This window comes from Paenibacillus chibensis, assembly GCF_004001045.1.
GTDB lineage: Bacteria > Bacillota > Bacilli > Paenibacillales > Paenibacillaceae > Paenibacillus_AQ > Paenibacillus_AQ chibensis.
This window is the reverse complement of sequence record NZ_BIMK01000030.1, coordinates 111942-127933: the sequence shown is the minus strand read 5'-3', so window position 1 is coordinate 127933 and position 15992 is coordinate 111942. Positions and strand designations below refer to the sequence as shown.

Here is a 15992-nt window from a genome sequence, read left to right as displayed (position 1 = left end):
TTTACTGAATCCGGCGCTAGATGGACTGACTGTACGCTGCCCGACTGAAGCTGCTGCGTACCTACCGAGTCCGCGGCCAGATGAAGCGCCGTCACCGCGCCGTCCTGCAGAGCTTTCGAGTTTACCGAATCGGGGGCCAGATGCTCTTCCTGCACGCTGCCCGATTGGAGCTGCTGCGTGCCTACCGAGTCCGCGGCTAAGTGTCCAAAAACAACTGCGCCCGTTTGGATGGCTTTGGAATCGACCGCGTCCTCCGCGACATGCTCATTGGTGACCGAATTCTTGGCTAATTTGGATGAAGTTACGCTTTTGTCGGCCAGCTTATCCGCCGTTACGGCCAGATCCCTTATTTTATCCGTCGCTACGCTTTCCGGAGATAGCTTTGGAGAAGTCACGGCATGATCGGTCAGGTGGACCGGGGATATGATCGACGAAGTCAGATGCTCGGCAAGAACACTTCCCGCGGCGAGCTGTTCCGACTTGACGGATTTCTTCCCTAGAATGTCCGTTCCGACGATTCCCCGCTGCAAATGCTCAACCCCGATGGCCCCGTCTTGAATGTGCCGGGATTCGACCGCATCGTCGATAATTTCGTTTGACCCCACGCTCCGCTCCGCAAGCTGACGGTTCCCGATGGCACCCGACCGGATATGCAAGCCGTGAATGCCGTCCTTGGCAATCGTCTCTCCTCCAACGGCGGAAGGGGCCAGCTTCTCGGCGGTTACGCTCGCTTCCGCCAGCTTCGCCGCCGTGACGGAGGATGCCTGCAGTTGCTCCGATCCTACGGCGCCCGACGCGATATGTTTCGTTTCAACGGCGTGTTTGGCAATATGCCCGCCTTGAACCGACCCCTCCCGCAGATGCCCGGATGTGCTCTGAATTCACGGAATTCGGCGCCAGCTGTTCTTTCCCGACGGAGCCTGGCGCAAGGTGGCGCGATTGAACGGCTTCGTCCGCGATTTTGACGGGTAGAATGCTCTGGTCGGCGATTTTGGAGGAAGTCACGGTTTGCTCCACAATATGGACCGTTCCGATGGACTGCTCCTTCAGTTTGTCAGGTCCGATGCTGCGGTCCGCAATATGAACCGCGCTGATCTCTCCTGCGCCGATATGTTTGCCCGTCACAGCACCATCGGCAAGATGATCGCTCCGCACCGCCGAGCCGGCAATGATCTCCGATGACACGGCACCCTCCTGCAGGTGGCCCGTCGTTACGGCACCGCCGGCAATCTGCCCGGAGCCGACGCTGCGATCAGCCAGCTGCCTGCTTCCGATCGTTCCGTCAGCCAGATTCTCCCCGACTAACGAATGAGGCTGAAGATGCGCACCATGGATGGCACCCGGGCGAATTTTATCGCCGTCAATGGCACCGCTGCGGATCTTCGATGCCGTCACGGCTCCATCCGCCAACTTGGAAGTGTCGACCACCTCATTCACCAGATGATGGGGGCGGATGCTGGATCCGGCGATTTTGCTCTCCGTGACGGCCGCTTCCTGAATCAACTCACTGGTAACGACAAGCTCGGCAAGATGCCGCGACCGGATGGAGCCGTCCGCGATTTTATCCGATGCGATCGCCTGATCCTGCAGTTTATCGGAAGAGATGCTTCCTTCGCGGATCTTTTCGCCGCCGATCGACTGATCGCGGAATTTGCTCCCGCTGAATGCGGCGTCCGCCACATGCTCTTCCATGACCGATAAAGGCGCCAGCTTCAAGGAAGTGACCGCCCCGTCTGCCAGGTGAATATGGGATACCGCGTAATCGGCGATCGCGTCGCTGTTAACCGATCCGGGCTTAATACGGGAAGAATCCACGGCCCCTAGGGCAATTTTGGAGGTTATGACCGATCCGTCCGCCAGATCCTCCGTGTAAATGAAAGGCTTTGGCGAATCGGGAAGCCGCTTCTCCGTAATCCTCTCCTCAACGGACCGGATCTCCTGAATCGTAACCTCCTGCTGTACTACAGCTTCTGTGTCGCTGCTGCTATCGTCGCCTCGTTCCTCCTGGACCTCTTCTTCCGCCTGCGAGTCGGCAACGGCCAACTCCTGGGCAGGTTCGACGGTAACCGAACTGATAAGGGCATTCGTTTCGTCGTTTTCCGTTTCGTCCTTGGCTGCCTCTTCATAGGTCTGCGCATGCTCCACGCTTGGCCTTCCAATCGTTTGAATCTCGTGTATGTTGGGATTATCCACAAAATAACGGCGTCGGCCGGCTCTATCGGACGGTTTGTTCCCCTTCTTTTTCAAGCGTTCTCGCTCCCTTCCTGCACATATCGTCCCTCATGCATCCTATGCGTGGCACTAGGCATTTGTCACTGAACTAAGAGCTTTCGCATCATTTCATGCCAGCGTACCGCGGTATGATTCCATTGGAACCATTGTGCCGCCCGCTGATGACCGGCATGACCGAAAGAGCAGCGGATCTGCTCATCCCGGAGCAGTCGAATAAGTGCAGGCGCCAGTTCGGTTTCAAGCGAATTCTGCTGAAGCACATATCCGGTAACCCCGTCCTCAACGATTTCCGGAATGCCGCCTGCATCCGAAGCAATGACCGGCACGCCCGTGGCCATCGCCTCTACATTCACCAGTCCGAAGGCTTCCCCTTCCGCTGATGGAACCAGAACGACGTCAGCCAGATGATACCAATAGGAGATCGCCGGGTATGGTACGAACGGAACAAAATTCACATGATCCGGATAAAGCGCAGCCAACTCATGCAGACGGATTTCATAGGCTGTCCTGCGGCTCGAGCCGTAAAAGGGGCTGCCAACAATGAGCACCATCACATCGGGCACCGCCCGGATCAGCTCCGGCAGGGCTTCGAGCACATGGTGTACCCCCTTCAACGGGAGCAGCCTGCCGACATACATGACGATGCGCCTGCCCTGCCATCCCCTGTCCTTCAGCTTGGCCTCCCGCAGAGCTTCGGACCGGGGCGTCCATCTCGGCATAAAGTCCTGCAGGCAAACGCCCAGCGGATTGACGTTGATCGGAGTCTTCAGCAATGGATAACGATTCCGGAGCTCCTTTTCCAAAAAAGAACTGTTCACGACAATTCGATCTACAGACTGCAATAGTCGTTCAGCCTCCTTGCGGCTGACATGGGGAGGAGATACGTAGGTGAGGGAATGAACGGAGGATACGACCTTGGCTTCAGGCAGAGCCCGTTTGATTCGCCAGGCCAGCCCGGGCCGATTCTGAACATCGATCACATGGGGCTTCCATGCCTGCAGAGAACGGATCACTCCGGAAGCATAGCCGCTACCCCGCGGCAAGCGGTGTACAGGGATTCCGCCCTCAAGGGCTCCGATCGATGGGTGGTCCGGCTCCTGTACCCCGTAAATCCGGATGTCGAACCCTTCGGGTACCAGCGGTATCATCTGCTCCACCACCCGCTCTACCGAGCTGCTCCGGCCAGAAGGAATAAAAAACGAACCTGGCGTAACGACCGCTGCCTTCGGCTTCTGCACAGCTTCTCCTCCATTCTCGTCTAATAATGAAGATTTCACTTCTATAGCCTATACAAACCAGGATCAAGGTGGTGACAAATCAGGCCGTCGGTCAGGAAAAATAGGCCATGTACCCGCAGACAAACGTCCCTTACTGTCCAAGCCGACATGGCATAGACTATACAACCAAGCTCATGCCGACAGGCGCTTTTTGGATCGTACGAAGTATCCGCAGATCACGATGATCAATGGAACGGAGGAGGGATGACACGTGTGGTTTTCTTATGTCGGGATTCTGCTGAATGCAGAAATGCACCGGGGAATTCCGAGAGGAAGAACCGGGCAAGAGTCCTTAGCCAATTACGAGGAGGCCGCCCGCGTGTACGGGCTGATTCCATGCTACATCCGGCTTCAGGATATCGATGCGAGTCGCGGCGAGTGCACCGCCTATTTGCTCCGGAATAACGCCTATACGCTCGTCCGGATGCCCATTCCCCAAGTCATTCATAACCGGGCTATCTATCTGGATGCAGCCTCGCAGGCCAAAATAAACTCCCTGCTCGGTCAGGGATACATGGTTTTCAACGGATTCAACCGATACGGAAAGGATGAGATCCATCAGCTGCTTCGTCAAGATCCCAACCTCTCCGCGCATCTGCCCGAAACGAAAAATGCCACATCCCTTTCCATTACGGAAATGATGCAGCATTATAATGATCTTGTCATCAAGCCTTGTGCCGGCAGCATCGGCCGTGGCATACTGCGTTTGCAGCATGCGGGCTCGTCGTGGATGCTTACTTACTCCTCAAGCGGTAAATCCAATGACTGGAAGACCGTTGCCCTGCGTCGCAAAAAGCTTCCCCCCGTTCTATGCAGCCGTCTTCGCCGTATTCCCCATCTCGTTCAGGAGCGCATTGCCCTGGCAGAATTCAAGGGGCGGCCTTATGATCTTCGCGTCTCTGTACAGCGTGGACTCAGCGGTCAATGGAAGGTGACGGGCATGTACGCCAAAGCTGCCTCCTCAAGAACCTTTGTCTCGAACGTAGCCCAGGGAGGTAAAGCCTTCCCCGCCGAAATGGTTATCGGCGAAAGCCTTCCACATCTGGATCCCGCAACGGTTACGACGAAGGTACGGGAGCTTGCCCTTGGCGTTGCCAAAAGATTGGAGCGGCATCTTCCCTATGCCGCCGATTTCGGGCTGGATATCGGTCTGTCGGCAGAAGGAACGCCGTATTTTATCGAATGCAATGGGCGCGACCAGCGCTATGGCTTTCGCAAAGCCGGGCTTGATGGAATATGGAAGGAAACGTATCGGCAGCCGATGGCCTATGCCCGCCACTTGCTCGGCGGTTAAGGTCGGCATCTCCCAATACAGGCATCAGGCGTGATAGCGGACATCGGCAATGCCAATCCACGGAAAGGCTATGGCGGCAGCATACGCGGCGATAGGGACAAGAATCAGCAGCAGCGCAGCGATGCCATCCGACCAGGATACCCTGGACGGGTAGTAGTAGGTACGCCGCCCTTTCCCGTTAAACTGTTTGGCCTCCATAGCGATGGCAACCCGGTGGGCGCGCCGGATGCTTTGGGACAGGAGCGGCACGGCATACATCCGGATATGCTCCATCAATCCCTTCAGTCCCTTTCCCTTCACCTGCGCACCGCGCACCTGAAGTGCCTGCCGGCGGATCAGAAATTCCTCCCATACCATGGGAAGCAAGCGGATCGAAGCCATAAAGCTGTATGCGAACCGCGGGGGTAGCTTGAAGCTTTGCATTAACGCATAGAACAGCCTCACCGAAGGCGTCGTGCTGACAAACAATAGTCCTTCGGCAGCAAATGCGATGGATCTAAACCCCAAATGAAGCCCTCTGTAAAAGCTCTCCTCGGTTATGCGCAGCAAGCCCCAATGCCACCACAGCGTATCTCCCTTGCCGAAGAAGATCATGGTGACGGACGAAGACGCAAACAACAGCCCGAATGGAAGGACAAGCAGCAGCGTTTTTCTGAACGTAAAGCCGCCAAGGACAAACAGCGCCAACGTATACGCCGCCGCCTGATTGACCGCAAAATCAATGCGGCGCGTCTGCACCGTGACCAGCAGCAGCGCAATGAACAAGACAAGCTTGACGGCGGGATTGACGCGCTGCAGCATCGTGGAACGATTGGGCGTGAGAAATTCGATCATGGAATCATCCTCGCTTTCGCGTCAGCACAGCTGCCTGTCGGTCTTTCTGACAGCTGCCCCTCAGCCACCTCCCAGATCCGCGTGGCGATTCGCTTGGCGATTTCCTCCTCATGCGTAACCATGACGATCGCGGCACCTTCAGCCCGCATGGCCATGCAGTAGTCCAGAATCGCAAACGTATTACTGGCATCCTGCCCGAAGGTAGGCTCATCCAGCAGAAGGATCGGCTGCCCGCGCACCACGGCCGAGGCGATGCTTAGTCTGCGCTTTTGACCGGTTGACAGTTGATAAGGATGGCGCTGTTCCAAACCTTCCAAATGGAAGGAGCGCAGAAAGCTCTGCACTTTCCCCTCCAGCTCCGGCACATTTCCGCCTTCTCCGATCTTCAAAGAAAAACCGATCTCCTCCTTGACGCTTTCAGCCACAAACTGAAACTCAGGATTTTGGAAGACGTAACCGATTTGATCAGAGGGTGGACGGGCCCTTTTCCGCTGCCTCCAACTCGCCCCGGCCGTTTCCGCCATTATAGCGCCGCGCAGCAAGTACTGCCCTTTGAAACGGAGCAGACACATCAAGCTAAGCAGCAAGGAGCTTTTCCCGGCCCCGTTGGGACCGGTCACAGCGATAAAATCGCCTGGATAAATCGAGGCGGCGTCCACCTGGATCACCGGCCTTCCGGCACGGAAGCCGGTAAACCGGTTCAAGCTCAGTAGCGGATCCGGCCGATCCTCCGTTTCAGAGTTCCCGTTTTTCTCCTGCCCGCTCTCCAGCTTTCGGCCGAATTCCTCCCAAACGCCCGGGTGCCAGATTCCGAACTGCTGCAGCTCCCGATGGAACTTGCGGAAGATCCATTCCGGACGACCATCCCCAACGATGCTTCCATCCGGAGCAAACAGAATGATCCGGTCCACGCGGTCCGCGATCTCTTCGATACGATGCTCCACAATGACGAGGGTCCGTCCTTCTGCCACGCTCCAGACGGACTCCCACATTTGCGTGCGCCCCTCCGGATCGAGCAGGGCTGACGGCTCATCCAGAAAAATCGCCTCCGGTGCAAGCAGCAGCACCGAGGCTAGCGCAAGACGCTGTTTCATGCCTTGGGACAGGCTGTCCACCGGTACATGCAGGTCATTCAGCATCAAGCCAACCGCTTGAAGCGCCTTTCGCATCCGAGACTCCATATGTATGCGGTCTATGCCCCGGTTCTCCAGCACGAAGGCTAGCTCTTCATCCACAAACGGCATGCAGAACTGGGTATCCGGGTCCTGGAACACATAACCTCTGGATAGCGGAATGACTATGTTCTCCGCCTTCATCGGCACCTCCATGACATGTGGAATCAAACCTCCCAGCACCTGCAGCAGCGTCGATTTCCCGCAGCCGCTCGGCCCGAGCAGCAGCACCTTTTCCCCGCGGCGGACCGTCAGCGACAAATCCTTGAAGACAAAGCCGGGTTCGCCGGGGAATTTAAGCCGAAGCGCTTGGACCGAAGCTGCGATTTCCCGGGTGTCTTGAACGTCCACGTCCAATCGCTGCTCAATCATGATCCAGCGCTTCGTAATCCCGTTTCGTGACCGGACGCAGCAGCTGCGTGACGCCCGTAGCCTCCAGCGCCTTGGCGAGGGCAAAGGCCAGATAGCCTGCGAGAATTGCGGAGCTGACGATCCGCAGCGCATATTTGAAAAGCATCATCCAGAGCGTGTAATCGGCGACATAGCCGTAATACATATCCACCAGCAGCGAACCGAGCGCCGCAGCCGCTCCGGCGAAAGCCGCCGTTCCCACCTTAAAGCTGCGGTAGCGCAGCAGCGCAAACACCAGCTCCGCGGCAAGCCCCTGTACGATGCCGTACAGCGCCAGCTGGATCCCCCATTCGCTGCCGAACAGAATCTCCACATGAGCGGCCGCAACCTCGGCCAATAGAGCGACTCCGGGTTTGCGAATCAGCAGCATGGCGAGCGTCGGAGCCAGGAACCAGACCCCGTACACGAGCTCATCCGCCTGGAAAAACAGCGGTTTAAACAGATCATACACCGAGCCCCAAAAGTGATACACCACACCGATCACCAGCGACAACAAAATAGTTACCAGCAGGTCGCTTAGCCGGAGCCCCTTTCTTTTTTCCATGCTCGATACGTCGTTCATCCTGAATCTCCCTCTCTTTTTTAAAAATAGGCATTAAAAAAACCGCCTGGATATGCAAAGAGAGACGGTCAAATAAGCCCCGGAGGGGACTATACGAATTCTCTACGCTGGCATTATCCAGTTCAGATACCCGGTCAGCAGCGGATGTTAGCTGCACTCTCAGCCTGATTCACTCAAGCTCCCGTATTCTTATGTAACAGATGAACCTCCACGAACAACATGGGAAGCGAAGGCATCCGTATCCTGGTTCCAAAATACACCAATCTCCCATTCGTTGGCAATAGAAAAATATTTTAGTGCCAGCGCATGTCATGTAAAAGTAAAGGAATCGTTACCTGTACGATATTGCTTAAAACGGTATTCTATGTAATGATATTTCCGAGTGTTTAAAAACAGTTATTTGCAAAAATCGATCCGGCCGCTTCTTTTTTTCGCAACTAACACGGGCGACCGTGAACGTTTACTTGATATATGTTTTGCCGGTAGCAGCATCCGAAGGGAGATAAAGCATGGCGAAGGAATTGTTGAGGCTGATGACAGAGCTCTCCTCCAGAAAGTGGCTTTCCGCATTGATGGGGCGCTTTTCTCACAGCCGACTCAGCAGGGGTATCATTCCTGTTTTTATTAAAAGCTATCAAATCCCCGCTCACGAAGCGGAAAAAGAGATACATGAATATCGGACCTTAAACGAGTTTTTCTCGCGCCGGCTAAAGCCGGGCATGCGTCCAGTCGAAGAAGGCCGGGATGTGCTGACAAGCCCGGTGGATGCCCAAATTACCGCCATGGGCGAGATTAACGCGGGGACCATCCTGAACGTAAAAGGACAAGACTATTCGGTCGCGGAGCTGCTGAACTTCTCTCCGCATCTGGAGCTGTACAAGCACGGGTATGTCTTCGTGCTGTATCTGAGCCCGACCGATTATCACCGCATCCATGCCCCGATTACGGGCGTGCGTACGGAGAGTGAGCATATCAAAGGACGGGCCTACCCGGTGAATGATTTCGGAATGACCCAGATGAAGTCCGTGTTATGCCGCAATGAGCGGCTGATCACCTACATCGCCGGAGAATACGGCGAAGTTGCCGTGGTCAAAGTCGGCGCCATGAACGTGAGCAGCATCCGCTATAATGACGAATCCGTCGCGCGTTTCGTCAACGGCGATGATCTGGCCTATTTCGAATTCGGCTCGACCGTTGTGCTGCTGACTCAGGACGGAACGTTCACGCCGTGCCCGGGCCTGAAAACGGGCGACCAGGTACGCATGGGACAGCTGCTCGGCACGCTTCATGCAAAGCAATCCCGCTGACCGGCAGCTGCGTGCTTGAACGGCTATGACCGCTCAAGCACGATCGCGAGCAGCCTTTGAAAAAGGCGGCCCGGCACCGCGCCCTTGGCCCGAATCGTAAGCCGGGTGCTGCGCGGAAGAGCATACCGGAAAGCGGGGCGTTTCATGCAAGCAATATGCGCAACCTGTCTGGCGACCTCCTTGGGATCGCCTCCTTGGCTTGCGCTCTTGCGGGAAAATGCAAGCACCTTGTCCAGCATGCTCTCGTAAGGCGAGCCTTGCCGCGTGCTCATCTGCGTAAAGCCCTTTTCCCAGATTGGCGTACCGTAGGCTCCCGGTTCAACCAGGACCACATCGATGCCAAAGGGCCTTGCCTCCAGGGCGAGGCATTCGCTGAAGCCCTCCACGGCGAATTTCGAGGAAGCGTAAGGCCCGAAGCCCGGAAAGCCGATACGCCCGCTGATGCTGCTCATCTGGATGATTCTGCCCTTCCCCTGCTCCCGCATGAGGGGGAGCACCGCCTGCGTCACACGTACCATGCCGTGAAAATTCGTGTTCATCTGCGCAAGCCATACCTCAGCCGGCACCTCCTCGATGAAGCCGCCGTATGCCGTTCCCGCATTGTTGACCAGCACATCCAGGCAGCCGTGGCGACTGCGGATATGCTCCGCCATCTGCTCTACGTCGGTATCCCGGGTCACATCCAGCCTCACAGCATCGATACGCTCGCGCACGCCTGCCTGCTCTGCGGCTTCCATCAGCATACCGGCCGCCTCCAACCTACGGATACCGGCCACCACGTTAAAGCCGCGCAAGGCCAGCTCAACGCATATAAGCATTCCGAACCCGCTGGAGCTGCCTGTGACCAGCGCAACCGGTTCCTTCCCCGTGTCTTCCAATCGCTTGACCTCCTCTGTTCCGTTAGACAGGAATGCCGTTATATAAAAACGGCTTGGACTCCAGATAATGGCGAATCAAAGCCACGCTGTACGGCTTGCTGTCCCGCAGCTCGGCCGTTTCCCAGGAATGCGGGGCATGATAGCTTTGGTTTTCGATCAGCGATTTGATGAAAAAGGTTTCCAGCACATGCACGCCGTCCGGGCCGAAGGAAACCGGCATCACGCTTTCGTATCCCTCCAGAAACAATGCTCGCTGCAGCGGGAACAGGCCGATGAAAGCCTGGGCCAGATCGTACATGTAATACCCGTAGCCACAGCGGCCGAAATCGATCGGATGGAATTCGCCCTCATGGAATATCAGGTTTCCCTCATGATAGTCGGCATGAATCATGCCGAAGGTGTCCGCCGTCCGCTCCAGCGTGGACATATGGGCTGTAACCTTGGCTGCCGCCTGCTCATATAAATGGAATTCTTCCTCGTTCAAATAGCTTCGGTAATGCTTTTTCAGCCTTTCGACCGCCTGCTCGAAAGGTGCCTCATCCCAGATGGGCCGAACGAAGCCTTCCGGAGCCTCGAATTCGCTCGCTGCCCGGTGCATCCGGGCCATCAGGGCACCCATCTGCCGGATCTGGTCTTCGCTGAATTGACCCTCGAAATGATCGCCTTCAATCCAGTGCAGTACCGTGACCTTCCACTGTCGTCCCCGCTCGGTTTCCACCTCGGTGAGGCTCAAGCCGGCGCGATTCGCCACCCCCGTCGGTACCTGTAAGCCATGGACTTTGCTCAAATAGCTCAGCCACTCCATTTCGGAGGCGATTTCCCGGGAAGGCGCCGTGCCCGGATGAATGCGCAGCAAATACGATTTGCCGCCTTCCTCTTCGATCCTATAGGTTACATGCTCCGATACCTGGATAAAAGCAATCTCCCTCTCCTTGAGGTCATATTGCTCCAATGCGGCCGTCAAAGCTGCCTCTGCCTGTGCCAGCAGCATACGTCTGCTATCTTCCGAATCCGCGTTAAAAGCTTCGTTCATATCACGTGCCCCCTATTCATGTTCCTATGTTCATCCTTGCTGTAATGCTAGAATAACATATTTGCGGCAAAGACATGGCATACGAAAGCAGGGTCATCATTCAACGCCTCTCTCCTTCCGTCAGCCGCCACCTTGGGCAGCATAACAAAAAAAGCAGCACGGGCTGAGACGCCCGTGCTGCTTTTATGAATAACATCATCAAAACCACAAATCAACTGCCGGCTCGCTCGCCTTATACCGGCGCATCCGGGTCCGGACCATACTGCGTCCGCCTGCAAATACATCGCGTCTGCGTATTCTGCGTCTGTACGTCATCCGCGTCTGACCTCCCTTCGTTCCATGCAACCGCCATTTCTTCACCCTCATTACCCGGGCTTTACACAGCCGAAACAAACGAAGGAGATCAGCGGATCTCGGAAGGCTTTTTGCCCGTGTACTGCTTAAACTGCCGGCTGAAGAAAAAGATGTCCCGGTAACCCAGCGCATCCGCCACTTCCGTCACGTTCATGCCGGCGTGAATCAGCAGATGCTGCGCGCGCTCGATCCGCGTCCGGATAATGTACGACTGTACCGGCGTTCCGATCAATTCCTTGAACTTGATAGAAAAATAGCGGGGAGACAGACCGGCACGGGCTGCAAGATCCTCGACGCGATGAGGCTTGCCGGGATGCTGCTGCACGTAGTTCGCGATCTCGTGGATCACCTCGGTCAGCTGGTTGCTGACTTTCTTCTCCTCCGGCTGCTCACGGTCATGCCGCAGCAGATGAATCATCAGCTGCTTGAGGATCAGCTGCCCTTCCTCCTGCGCGGCAAAGGTATTGACGAGAAACAGCCTCACATACCTTGCAAGCATATATTCGAAATCAACCGTTTCTTTCAAGCGGCGGTAAGGTTGCGGAATCTCGCTCACCGGTTCCGAAATTCTGAAGTGGCTGTAGGTAAGCACGAGCGGCTTCTGCGGATTGTGGACCGCGCTCGTGTGATCTCCGGGCCTGAACAGAAAACAGCTGCCCTTGCCGACTTCATAGGACTCATCATTGCGGATGACCGTCCCTTCGCCGCTCCATACGTAAAATAAATCATAGTTTTCCAGCGCCTTTTCGCGCTTCTGCCATTTCCATCCCGGCTCGCATACGATCTTCGCCAGGGAAGGCAGTATTTGAAAAGAAGATGGCGACGCATGCAGCATGTCGTCACTCCCCCTAACATATAAACTTAATTCATACCACCATATTTTACTCTTTTACGAGAGATTTTGCACATCCTGCCAGGCGGCGGCCAGCCTCGCCACGCCTTCTTCAATCCTCTCCTCCGCCAGATGGGCAAATCCGAAGCAGGCCGCGGGCGGACCTTCATCCAGCCGGTACATCCGGGCATCCCGAAAATCGACGCCTCGTTGGTTCGCCGCCTTGCAGAATGCCTTGTATTCTTCGCAAGATTTGCGCCAGTCTGCATAGACATGCAGCCCTGCGTCTCCAGGCATGAGCTCGAAAATATCGCCGGCTTTCTCCTTCATCAGAAGCATAAAACGTTGATGCCTTGACCCATATACCCTGGTCAGACGGCGCATATGACGCATATATCCGCCCTTCGACATGAATCTCGCAAGCGCCCGCTGCTCCAAAACCCCCGGAGACATCGGATCGTACAGCGCCTTGGCACGGACTGCGGCCTTTACCAACCCTCCGGGCAGCACGGCATAACCGAGCCTTAGACCGCCGAACATCGTTTGCGAGAACGATCCGATATAGATGACCCGCTCCCGTGTGTCCAATGCCTTAAGCGGCTCGATCGGCCTGCCGCCAAACCGGAATTCGCTGTCGTAATCATCCTCGATAATCACTGCATCATGCCTTTGCGCCCAGTCCAGCAGCTCCCGCCTGCGCTGCAGGCTGAGCACCGCTCCTGTCGGGTATTGCCGGCTCGGCGTGACAAAGAGAATCCCTGAATTCCAGTCCTGCGGCTGAATTCCCTGACGGTCAACGGCTGCCGGGATGATCGTGCCGCCGCAGGCCTTAACGGCCCGGTGGATGCCGTGAAATCCGGGATTCTCCACGACGGCGGTTTCCCCTTCGTTAAGCAGCAGCTGGAAAAGCAGCACGATGGCCTGCATCGAGCCGCTGAACAGAACGATGTCCTCCGGACGGGCCATAATGCCGCGCGTCACGCGCAGATGGGAGGCGATGGCCTCGCGCAGCTGCCGGTCTCCTTCTGGCGGTGCCCGATGCTCCAGGTTGCTCCCTCCGCGCCCGCCGGCGTAAGAGAGCGCGCTTCGCCACTCCTCATACGGAAAGCGTGTCATTTCCATCGGCTGATTGATAAAGCTGATTTCCGCCCGCACGGCCGGATCCGAAGGGCCACCCGGCAGCACAGACAGCCGTTTGCCCCAGCTCGAAAGCTGCACGGGCGTATCCTTGATTTTCTCCGCTGGAGGAGGGGAATAGCCCGCCTGTGTCACGTAAGTCCCTCTTCCGATCTCGGCATGCACGTAGCCTTCCGCCATCAGCATGTCATAGCTCTGACCCACCGCGCCCCGGGACAAGCCGTACTGCTGCGCCAGATCGCGCGTTGAAGGCAGTCTCGTGCCCCCAGGCAAACGACCGTCCTGAATCGCTTCCCGGAGGGCATGGTACAGAGCCAGATACTTGAAGCGGTGCTTTTCCAGATAAGCCTGCATATGAAGTGTGAGCTCCATGTTTAATCCCCTTCCTCATCCAGCCGGACCCCCGATCCGTATGTATGTTTTTCACCATCCGCATCAAATTGGACTATAAATTTTAATCTAAATTGGATCTTTTTCCTTGTCAATGTCTGCATTATGCTGTCAACAATATCACAAAACATTAATCGGGGGACACGCAGATGAGAAGAAAAGAATTCAGTGTTACGGAAAACCAGGAAATCGAATCATTTTTAGCCGGCATGAGCTTTGGATTTCTGGGTACCGTCGGGGAAGACGGAAGGCCGCGAGTAACGCCCCTTAATTACGTCTACGAGGGCGGTGTATTTTACTTCCATGGCAGCCGGATCGGCGAAAAGATGGAGCATTTGAAATCGAATCCCCATGTCAGCTTCAGCGTGGCCGACGAGTATGCGGTCATTCCTTCCTACTTTAGCGATCCCAGCCTTGCCTGCCCTGCCACGGCTTATTTCAAAAGCGTAACGGCAAGCGGCCGCGCCGAGGTGGTCCAGGATCTGGAGGAGAAAGCTTTGGCATTCTCCCTGCTGATGAAAAAATTGCAGCCGGAAGGCGGGTATGACCCGATCGAGGCGTCGAATCCGGCATACACCTCCCGGCTGCGTAATGTGGCCGTGGTCAAAATCGCCGCCGATCACATCAGCGCCAAATTCAAATTCGGCCAGAACCTGACAGAAGACAAGCGGGAGCAGGTCTTGTGCGGGCTGGAATCGCGGGGCCTCGCGAGAGATCCGGAAACCGCTGAGCTCATCCGAAGCAGCGTGCCGGCGAAACGTGAACGGAAGAAAAATAAAGAAACATCCGCCGCTGAGGAAGAGTACTAAAAAGTGCCATTTTCCGTGACGGTTCCATCCGCAGATGATATAATGTTAGGCAGTAAAAACGGAAAACCTTACATGGGGTTTTGCTCCAAAGGCCTGACCTCACAACCGATCTTGGAAGGATGGAAGAAATGTTAAACTCACTTGCTGAACAATTGAACGAAGGCGTCAAATCCGGCAATCCGCATGTGTACGACATGCTGTCCACGCTGGGCAAAGAGATCTATTTCCCGAAAGAAGGCATTTTGAGCCAATCGGCCGAAGCTTCCGGACATGCCAAAAAGTACAACGCCACGATCGGCATTGCCACCGAAGGCGGTATCCCGATGCATTTGGACGTGATTCAAAGCAAGCTCTCCGCATTCCAGCCGAAGGATCTGTACCCTTATGCCCCGCCGGCAGGCAAACCTGAGCTCCGAACGGCTTGGCTCGCCAAAATGAGAGAAGAGAACCCTTCCCTGCGTGAAAAATCGCTAAGCAGCCCGATCGTCACGAACGCGCTGACGCACGGACTCAGCATCGTTGCCGACTTGTTCGTCAACGAAGGAGACGCCGTCATTTATCCCGACAAAAACTGGGAGAATTACGAGCTGACTTTCGGTATCCGCCGTCATGCCGAGATCGTAAACTATCCGCTTTTCACCGAGGAAATGACGTTCAACAGCCAGGGACTGCGGGAGGCGCTGCTCGCCCAGAAGGACAAAGGCAAAGCAATTGTCATCCTCAACTTCCCGAACAACCCGACGGGCTACACGCCTGGACTGAAGGAAGGCAACGAAATCGTCGCCGCCGTCAAGGAAGCTGCGGAAGCAGGCATTAACGTGGTTGTCGTGACCGACGACGCATATTTCGGGCTGTTCTTCGAAGATTCCTTGAAGGAATCCCTGTTCGGCAAGCTGGCAGATCTCCATCCGCGCGTGCTCGCCGTCAAAGTCGACGGTGCTACCAAAGAGGAATTCGTCTGGGGCTTCCGCGTCGGATTCATTACCTATGCCTCCGACAGCAAGGAAGTGATTCATGCGCTTGAGCAAAAGACGCTTGGCATAATCCGCGCCACCATTTCCAGCGGCGCCCATCCTTCCCAAACCTTCGTGCTCGAGGCACTCAAGTCACCGGAGTTCCATGCTCAGAAGGAAGAGAAATTCCAGATCATGAAGGGCCGCGCCAATAAAGTCAAAACGCTGCTCGACAGCGGCAAATACACGGACGTATGGGAATACTATCCGTTCAACTCGGGATATTTCATGTGCCTGAAGCTGAAGGACGTAAACGCGGAGGAGCTTCGTACGCACATCCTTCACCAATACGGCGTCGGTACGATCGCTCTCGGGGATCATGATCTGCGCGTCGCTTTCTCCTGCATCGAGGAAGAGTACCTGGAAGAGCTTTTTGACCTGGTGTATCAAGGCATTCAGGATCTGAAAAATAAATAAGGCAAAGCGATTCATAAATTGATTTTTTTGCTGAGGAACG

Annotated in this window: 13 protein-coding genes, 1 pseudogene and 1 riboswitch; of the genes and pseudogenes, 4 read left to right on the top strand and 10 right to left on the bottom strand. The window is 55.8% G+C overall.

Annotated elements, in window-relative coordinates:
- From PCH05_RS20525 to PCH05_RS20515, 3 genes and pseudogenes are all read right to left on the bottom strand, one after another.
- A pseudogene (locus tag PCH05_RS20525) lies at positions 1-656 on the bottom strand (WIAG-tail domain); the annotation flags it as partial.
- A gap of 154 nt (positions 657-810) precedes the next feature.
- The gene (locus tag PCH05_RS20520) at positions 811-2247 is read right to left on the bottom strand and encodes a hypothetical protein (protein ID WP_127605343.1); all 1437 of its coding nucleotides are present in this window, start codon (positions 2245-2247) and stop codon (positions 811-813) included.
- Between the two features lie 65 nt (positions 2248-2312).
- The gene (locus PCH05_RS20515; RefSeq protein WP_127605341.1) at positions 2313-3470 is read right to left on the bottom strand and encodes a glycosyltransferase family 4 protein; all 1158 of its coding nucleotides are present in this window, start codon (positions 3468-3470) and stop codon (positions 2313-2315) included.
- A 250-nt stretch (positions 3471-3720) separates the two neighbouring features.
- On the opposite strand from PCH05_RS20515, the gene PCH05_RS20510 reads away from it, so the two are divergent.
- Positions 3721-4803, top strand: a complete 1083-nt coding sequence (locus tag PCH05_RS20510) for a YheC/YheD family endospore coat-associated protein (RefSeq protein WP_127605339.1) — start codon at positions 3721-3723, stop codon at positions 4801-4803.
- A 24-nt stretch (positions 4804-4827) separates the two neighbouring features.
- Here the strand turns inward: PCH05_RS20510 and PCH05_RS20505 are convergent, their stop codons facing one another.
- From PCH05_RS20505 to PCH05_RS20495, 3 genes are read right to left on the bottom strand one after another with little or no spacing between them, the layout of a single operon-like run.
- Entirely contained in the window at positions 4828-5637 is an 810-nt protein-coding gene (locus PCH05_RS20505; RefSeq protein ID WP_127605337.1) for an energy-coupling factor transporter transmembrane component T family protein, read from the bottom strand.
- Positions 5634-7181, bottom strand: a complete 1548-nt coding sequence (locus tag PCH05_RS20500) for an ABC transporter ATP-binding protein (protein WP_127605335.1) — start codon at positions 7179-7181, stop codon at positions 5634-5636. Before PCH05_RS20500 ends, PCH05_RS20505 begins: the two co-directional genes overlap by 4 nt.
- The gene (locus PCH05_RS20495) at positions 7174-7782 is read right to left on the bottom strand and encodes an ECF transporter S component (protein WP_127605333.1); all 609 of its coding nucleotides are present in this window, start codon (positions 7780-7782) and stop codon (positions 7174-7176) included. The genes PCH05_RS20500 and PCH05_RS20495 overlap by 8 nt, the downstream gene beginning before the upstream one ends.
- Before the next feature lie 82 nt (positions 7783-7864).
- Positions 7865-7977: riboswitch (TPP riboswitch) on the bottom strand.
- 314 nt (positions 7978-8291) lie between these two features.
- On the opposite strand from PCH05_RS20495, the gene asd reads away from it, so the two are divergent.
- Positions 8292-9089: an archaetidylserine decarboxylase gene (gene asd / locus PCH05_RS20490; protein ID WP_127605331.1), complete on the top strand. Its 798-nt coding sequence runs from the start codon at positions 8292-8294 to the stop codon at positions 9087-9089.
- A gap of 23 nt (positions 9090-9112) precedes the next feature.
- Here the strand turns inward: asd and PCH05_RS20485 are convergent, their stop codons facing one another.
- The 4 genes from PCH05_RS20485 to pdxR form a co-directional block, all read right to left on the bottom strand.
- Positions 9113-9967, bottom strand: a complete 855-nt coding sequence (locus tag PCH05_RS20485; protein WP_127605329.1) for an SDR family oxidoreductase — start codon at positions 9965-9967, stop codon at positions 9113-9115.
- Between the two features lie 22 nt (positions 9968-9989).
- The gene (locus PCH05_RS20480) at positions 9990-11000 is read right to left on the bottom strand and encodes a phosphotransferase enzyme family protein (RefSeq protein ID WP_127605327.1); all 1011 of its coding nucleotides are present in this window, start codon (positions 10998-11000) and stop codon (positions 9990-9992) included.
- A 403-nt stretch (positions 11001-11403) separates the two neighbouring features.
- Complete coding sequence (locus PCH05_RS20475) at positions 11404-12189, bottom strand: AraC family transcriptional regulator (RefSeq protein WP_127605325.1); 786 nt, start codon at positions 12187-12189, stop codon at positions 11404-11406.
- A gap of 54 nt (positions 12190-12243) precedes the next feature.
- A complete protein-coding gene (gene pdxR, locus PCH05_RS20470) occupies positions 12244-13695 on the bottom strand; it encodes a MocR-like pyridoxine biosynthesis transcription factor PdxR (protein WP_127605323.1) in 1452 nt (483 codons plus the stop codon).
- Between the two features lie 167 nt (positions 13696-13862).
- Between pdxR and PCH05_RS20465 the strand changes: the two genes are divergently transcribed.
- Together PCH05_RS20465 and PCH05_RS20460 are read left to right on the top strand one after the other, a co-directional pair.
- The gene (locus PCH05_RS20465; RefSeq protein ID WP_127605321.1) at positions 13863-14522 is read left to right on the top strand and encodes a pyridoxamine 5'-phosphate oxidase family protein; all 660 of its coding nucleotides are present in this window, start codon (positions 13863-13865) and stop codon (positions 14520-14522) included.
- A 128-nt stretch (positions 14523-14650) separates the two neighbouring features.
- Positions 14651-15952, top strand: a complete 1302-nt coding sequence (locus tag PCH05_RS20460) for an aminotransferase class I/II-fold pyridoxal phosphate-dependent enzyme (protein WP_127605319.1) — start codon at positions 14651-14653, stop codon at positions 15950-15952.
- The last annotated feature ends 40 nt before the right edge of the window (positions 15953-15992 follow it).

Coding starts and splice junctions, on each gene's coding strand:
- PCH05_RS20500 (WP_127605335.1), bottom strand. CDS start 7,181: ATGATTGAGCAGCGATTGGACGTGGACGTTCAAGACACCCGGGAAATC.
- PCH05_RS20480 (WP_127605327.1), bottom strand. CDS start 11,000: ATGAACGAAGCTTTTAACGCGGATTCGGAAGATAGCAGACGTATGCTG.
- PCH05_RS20465 (WP_127605321.1), top strand. CDS start 13,863: ATGAGAAGAAAAGAATTCAGTGTTACGGAAAACCAGGAAATCGAATCA.
- PCH05_RS20460 (WP_127605319.1), top strand. CDS start 14,651: ATGTTAAACTCACTTGCTGAACAATTGAACGAAGGCGTCAAATCCGGC.
- PCH05_RS20505 (WP_127605337.1), bottom strand. CDS start 5,637: ATGATCGAATTTCTCACGCCCAATCGTTCCACGATGCTGCAGCGCGTC.
- asd (WP_127605331.1), top strand. CDS start 8,292: ATGGCGAAGGAATTGTTGAGGCTGATGACAGAGCTCTCCTCCAGAAAG.
- pdxR (WP_127605323.1), bottom strand. CDS start 13,695: ATGGAGCTCACACTTCATATGCAGGCTTATCTGGAAAAGCACCGCTTC.
- PCH05_RS20495 (WP_127605333.1), bottom strand. CDS start 7,782: ATGAACGACGTATCGAGCATGGAAAAAAGAAAGGGGCTCCGGCTAAGC.
- PCH05_RS20475 (WP_127605325.1), bottom strand. CDS start 12,189: ATGCTGCATGCGTCGCCATCTTCTTTTCAAATACTGCCTTCCCTGGCG.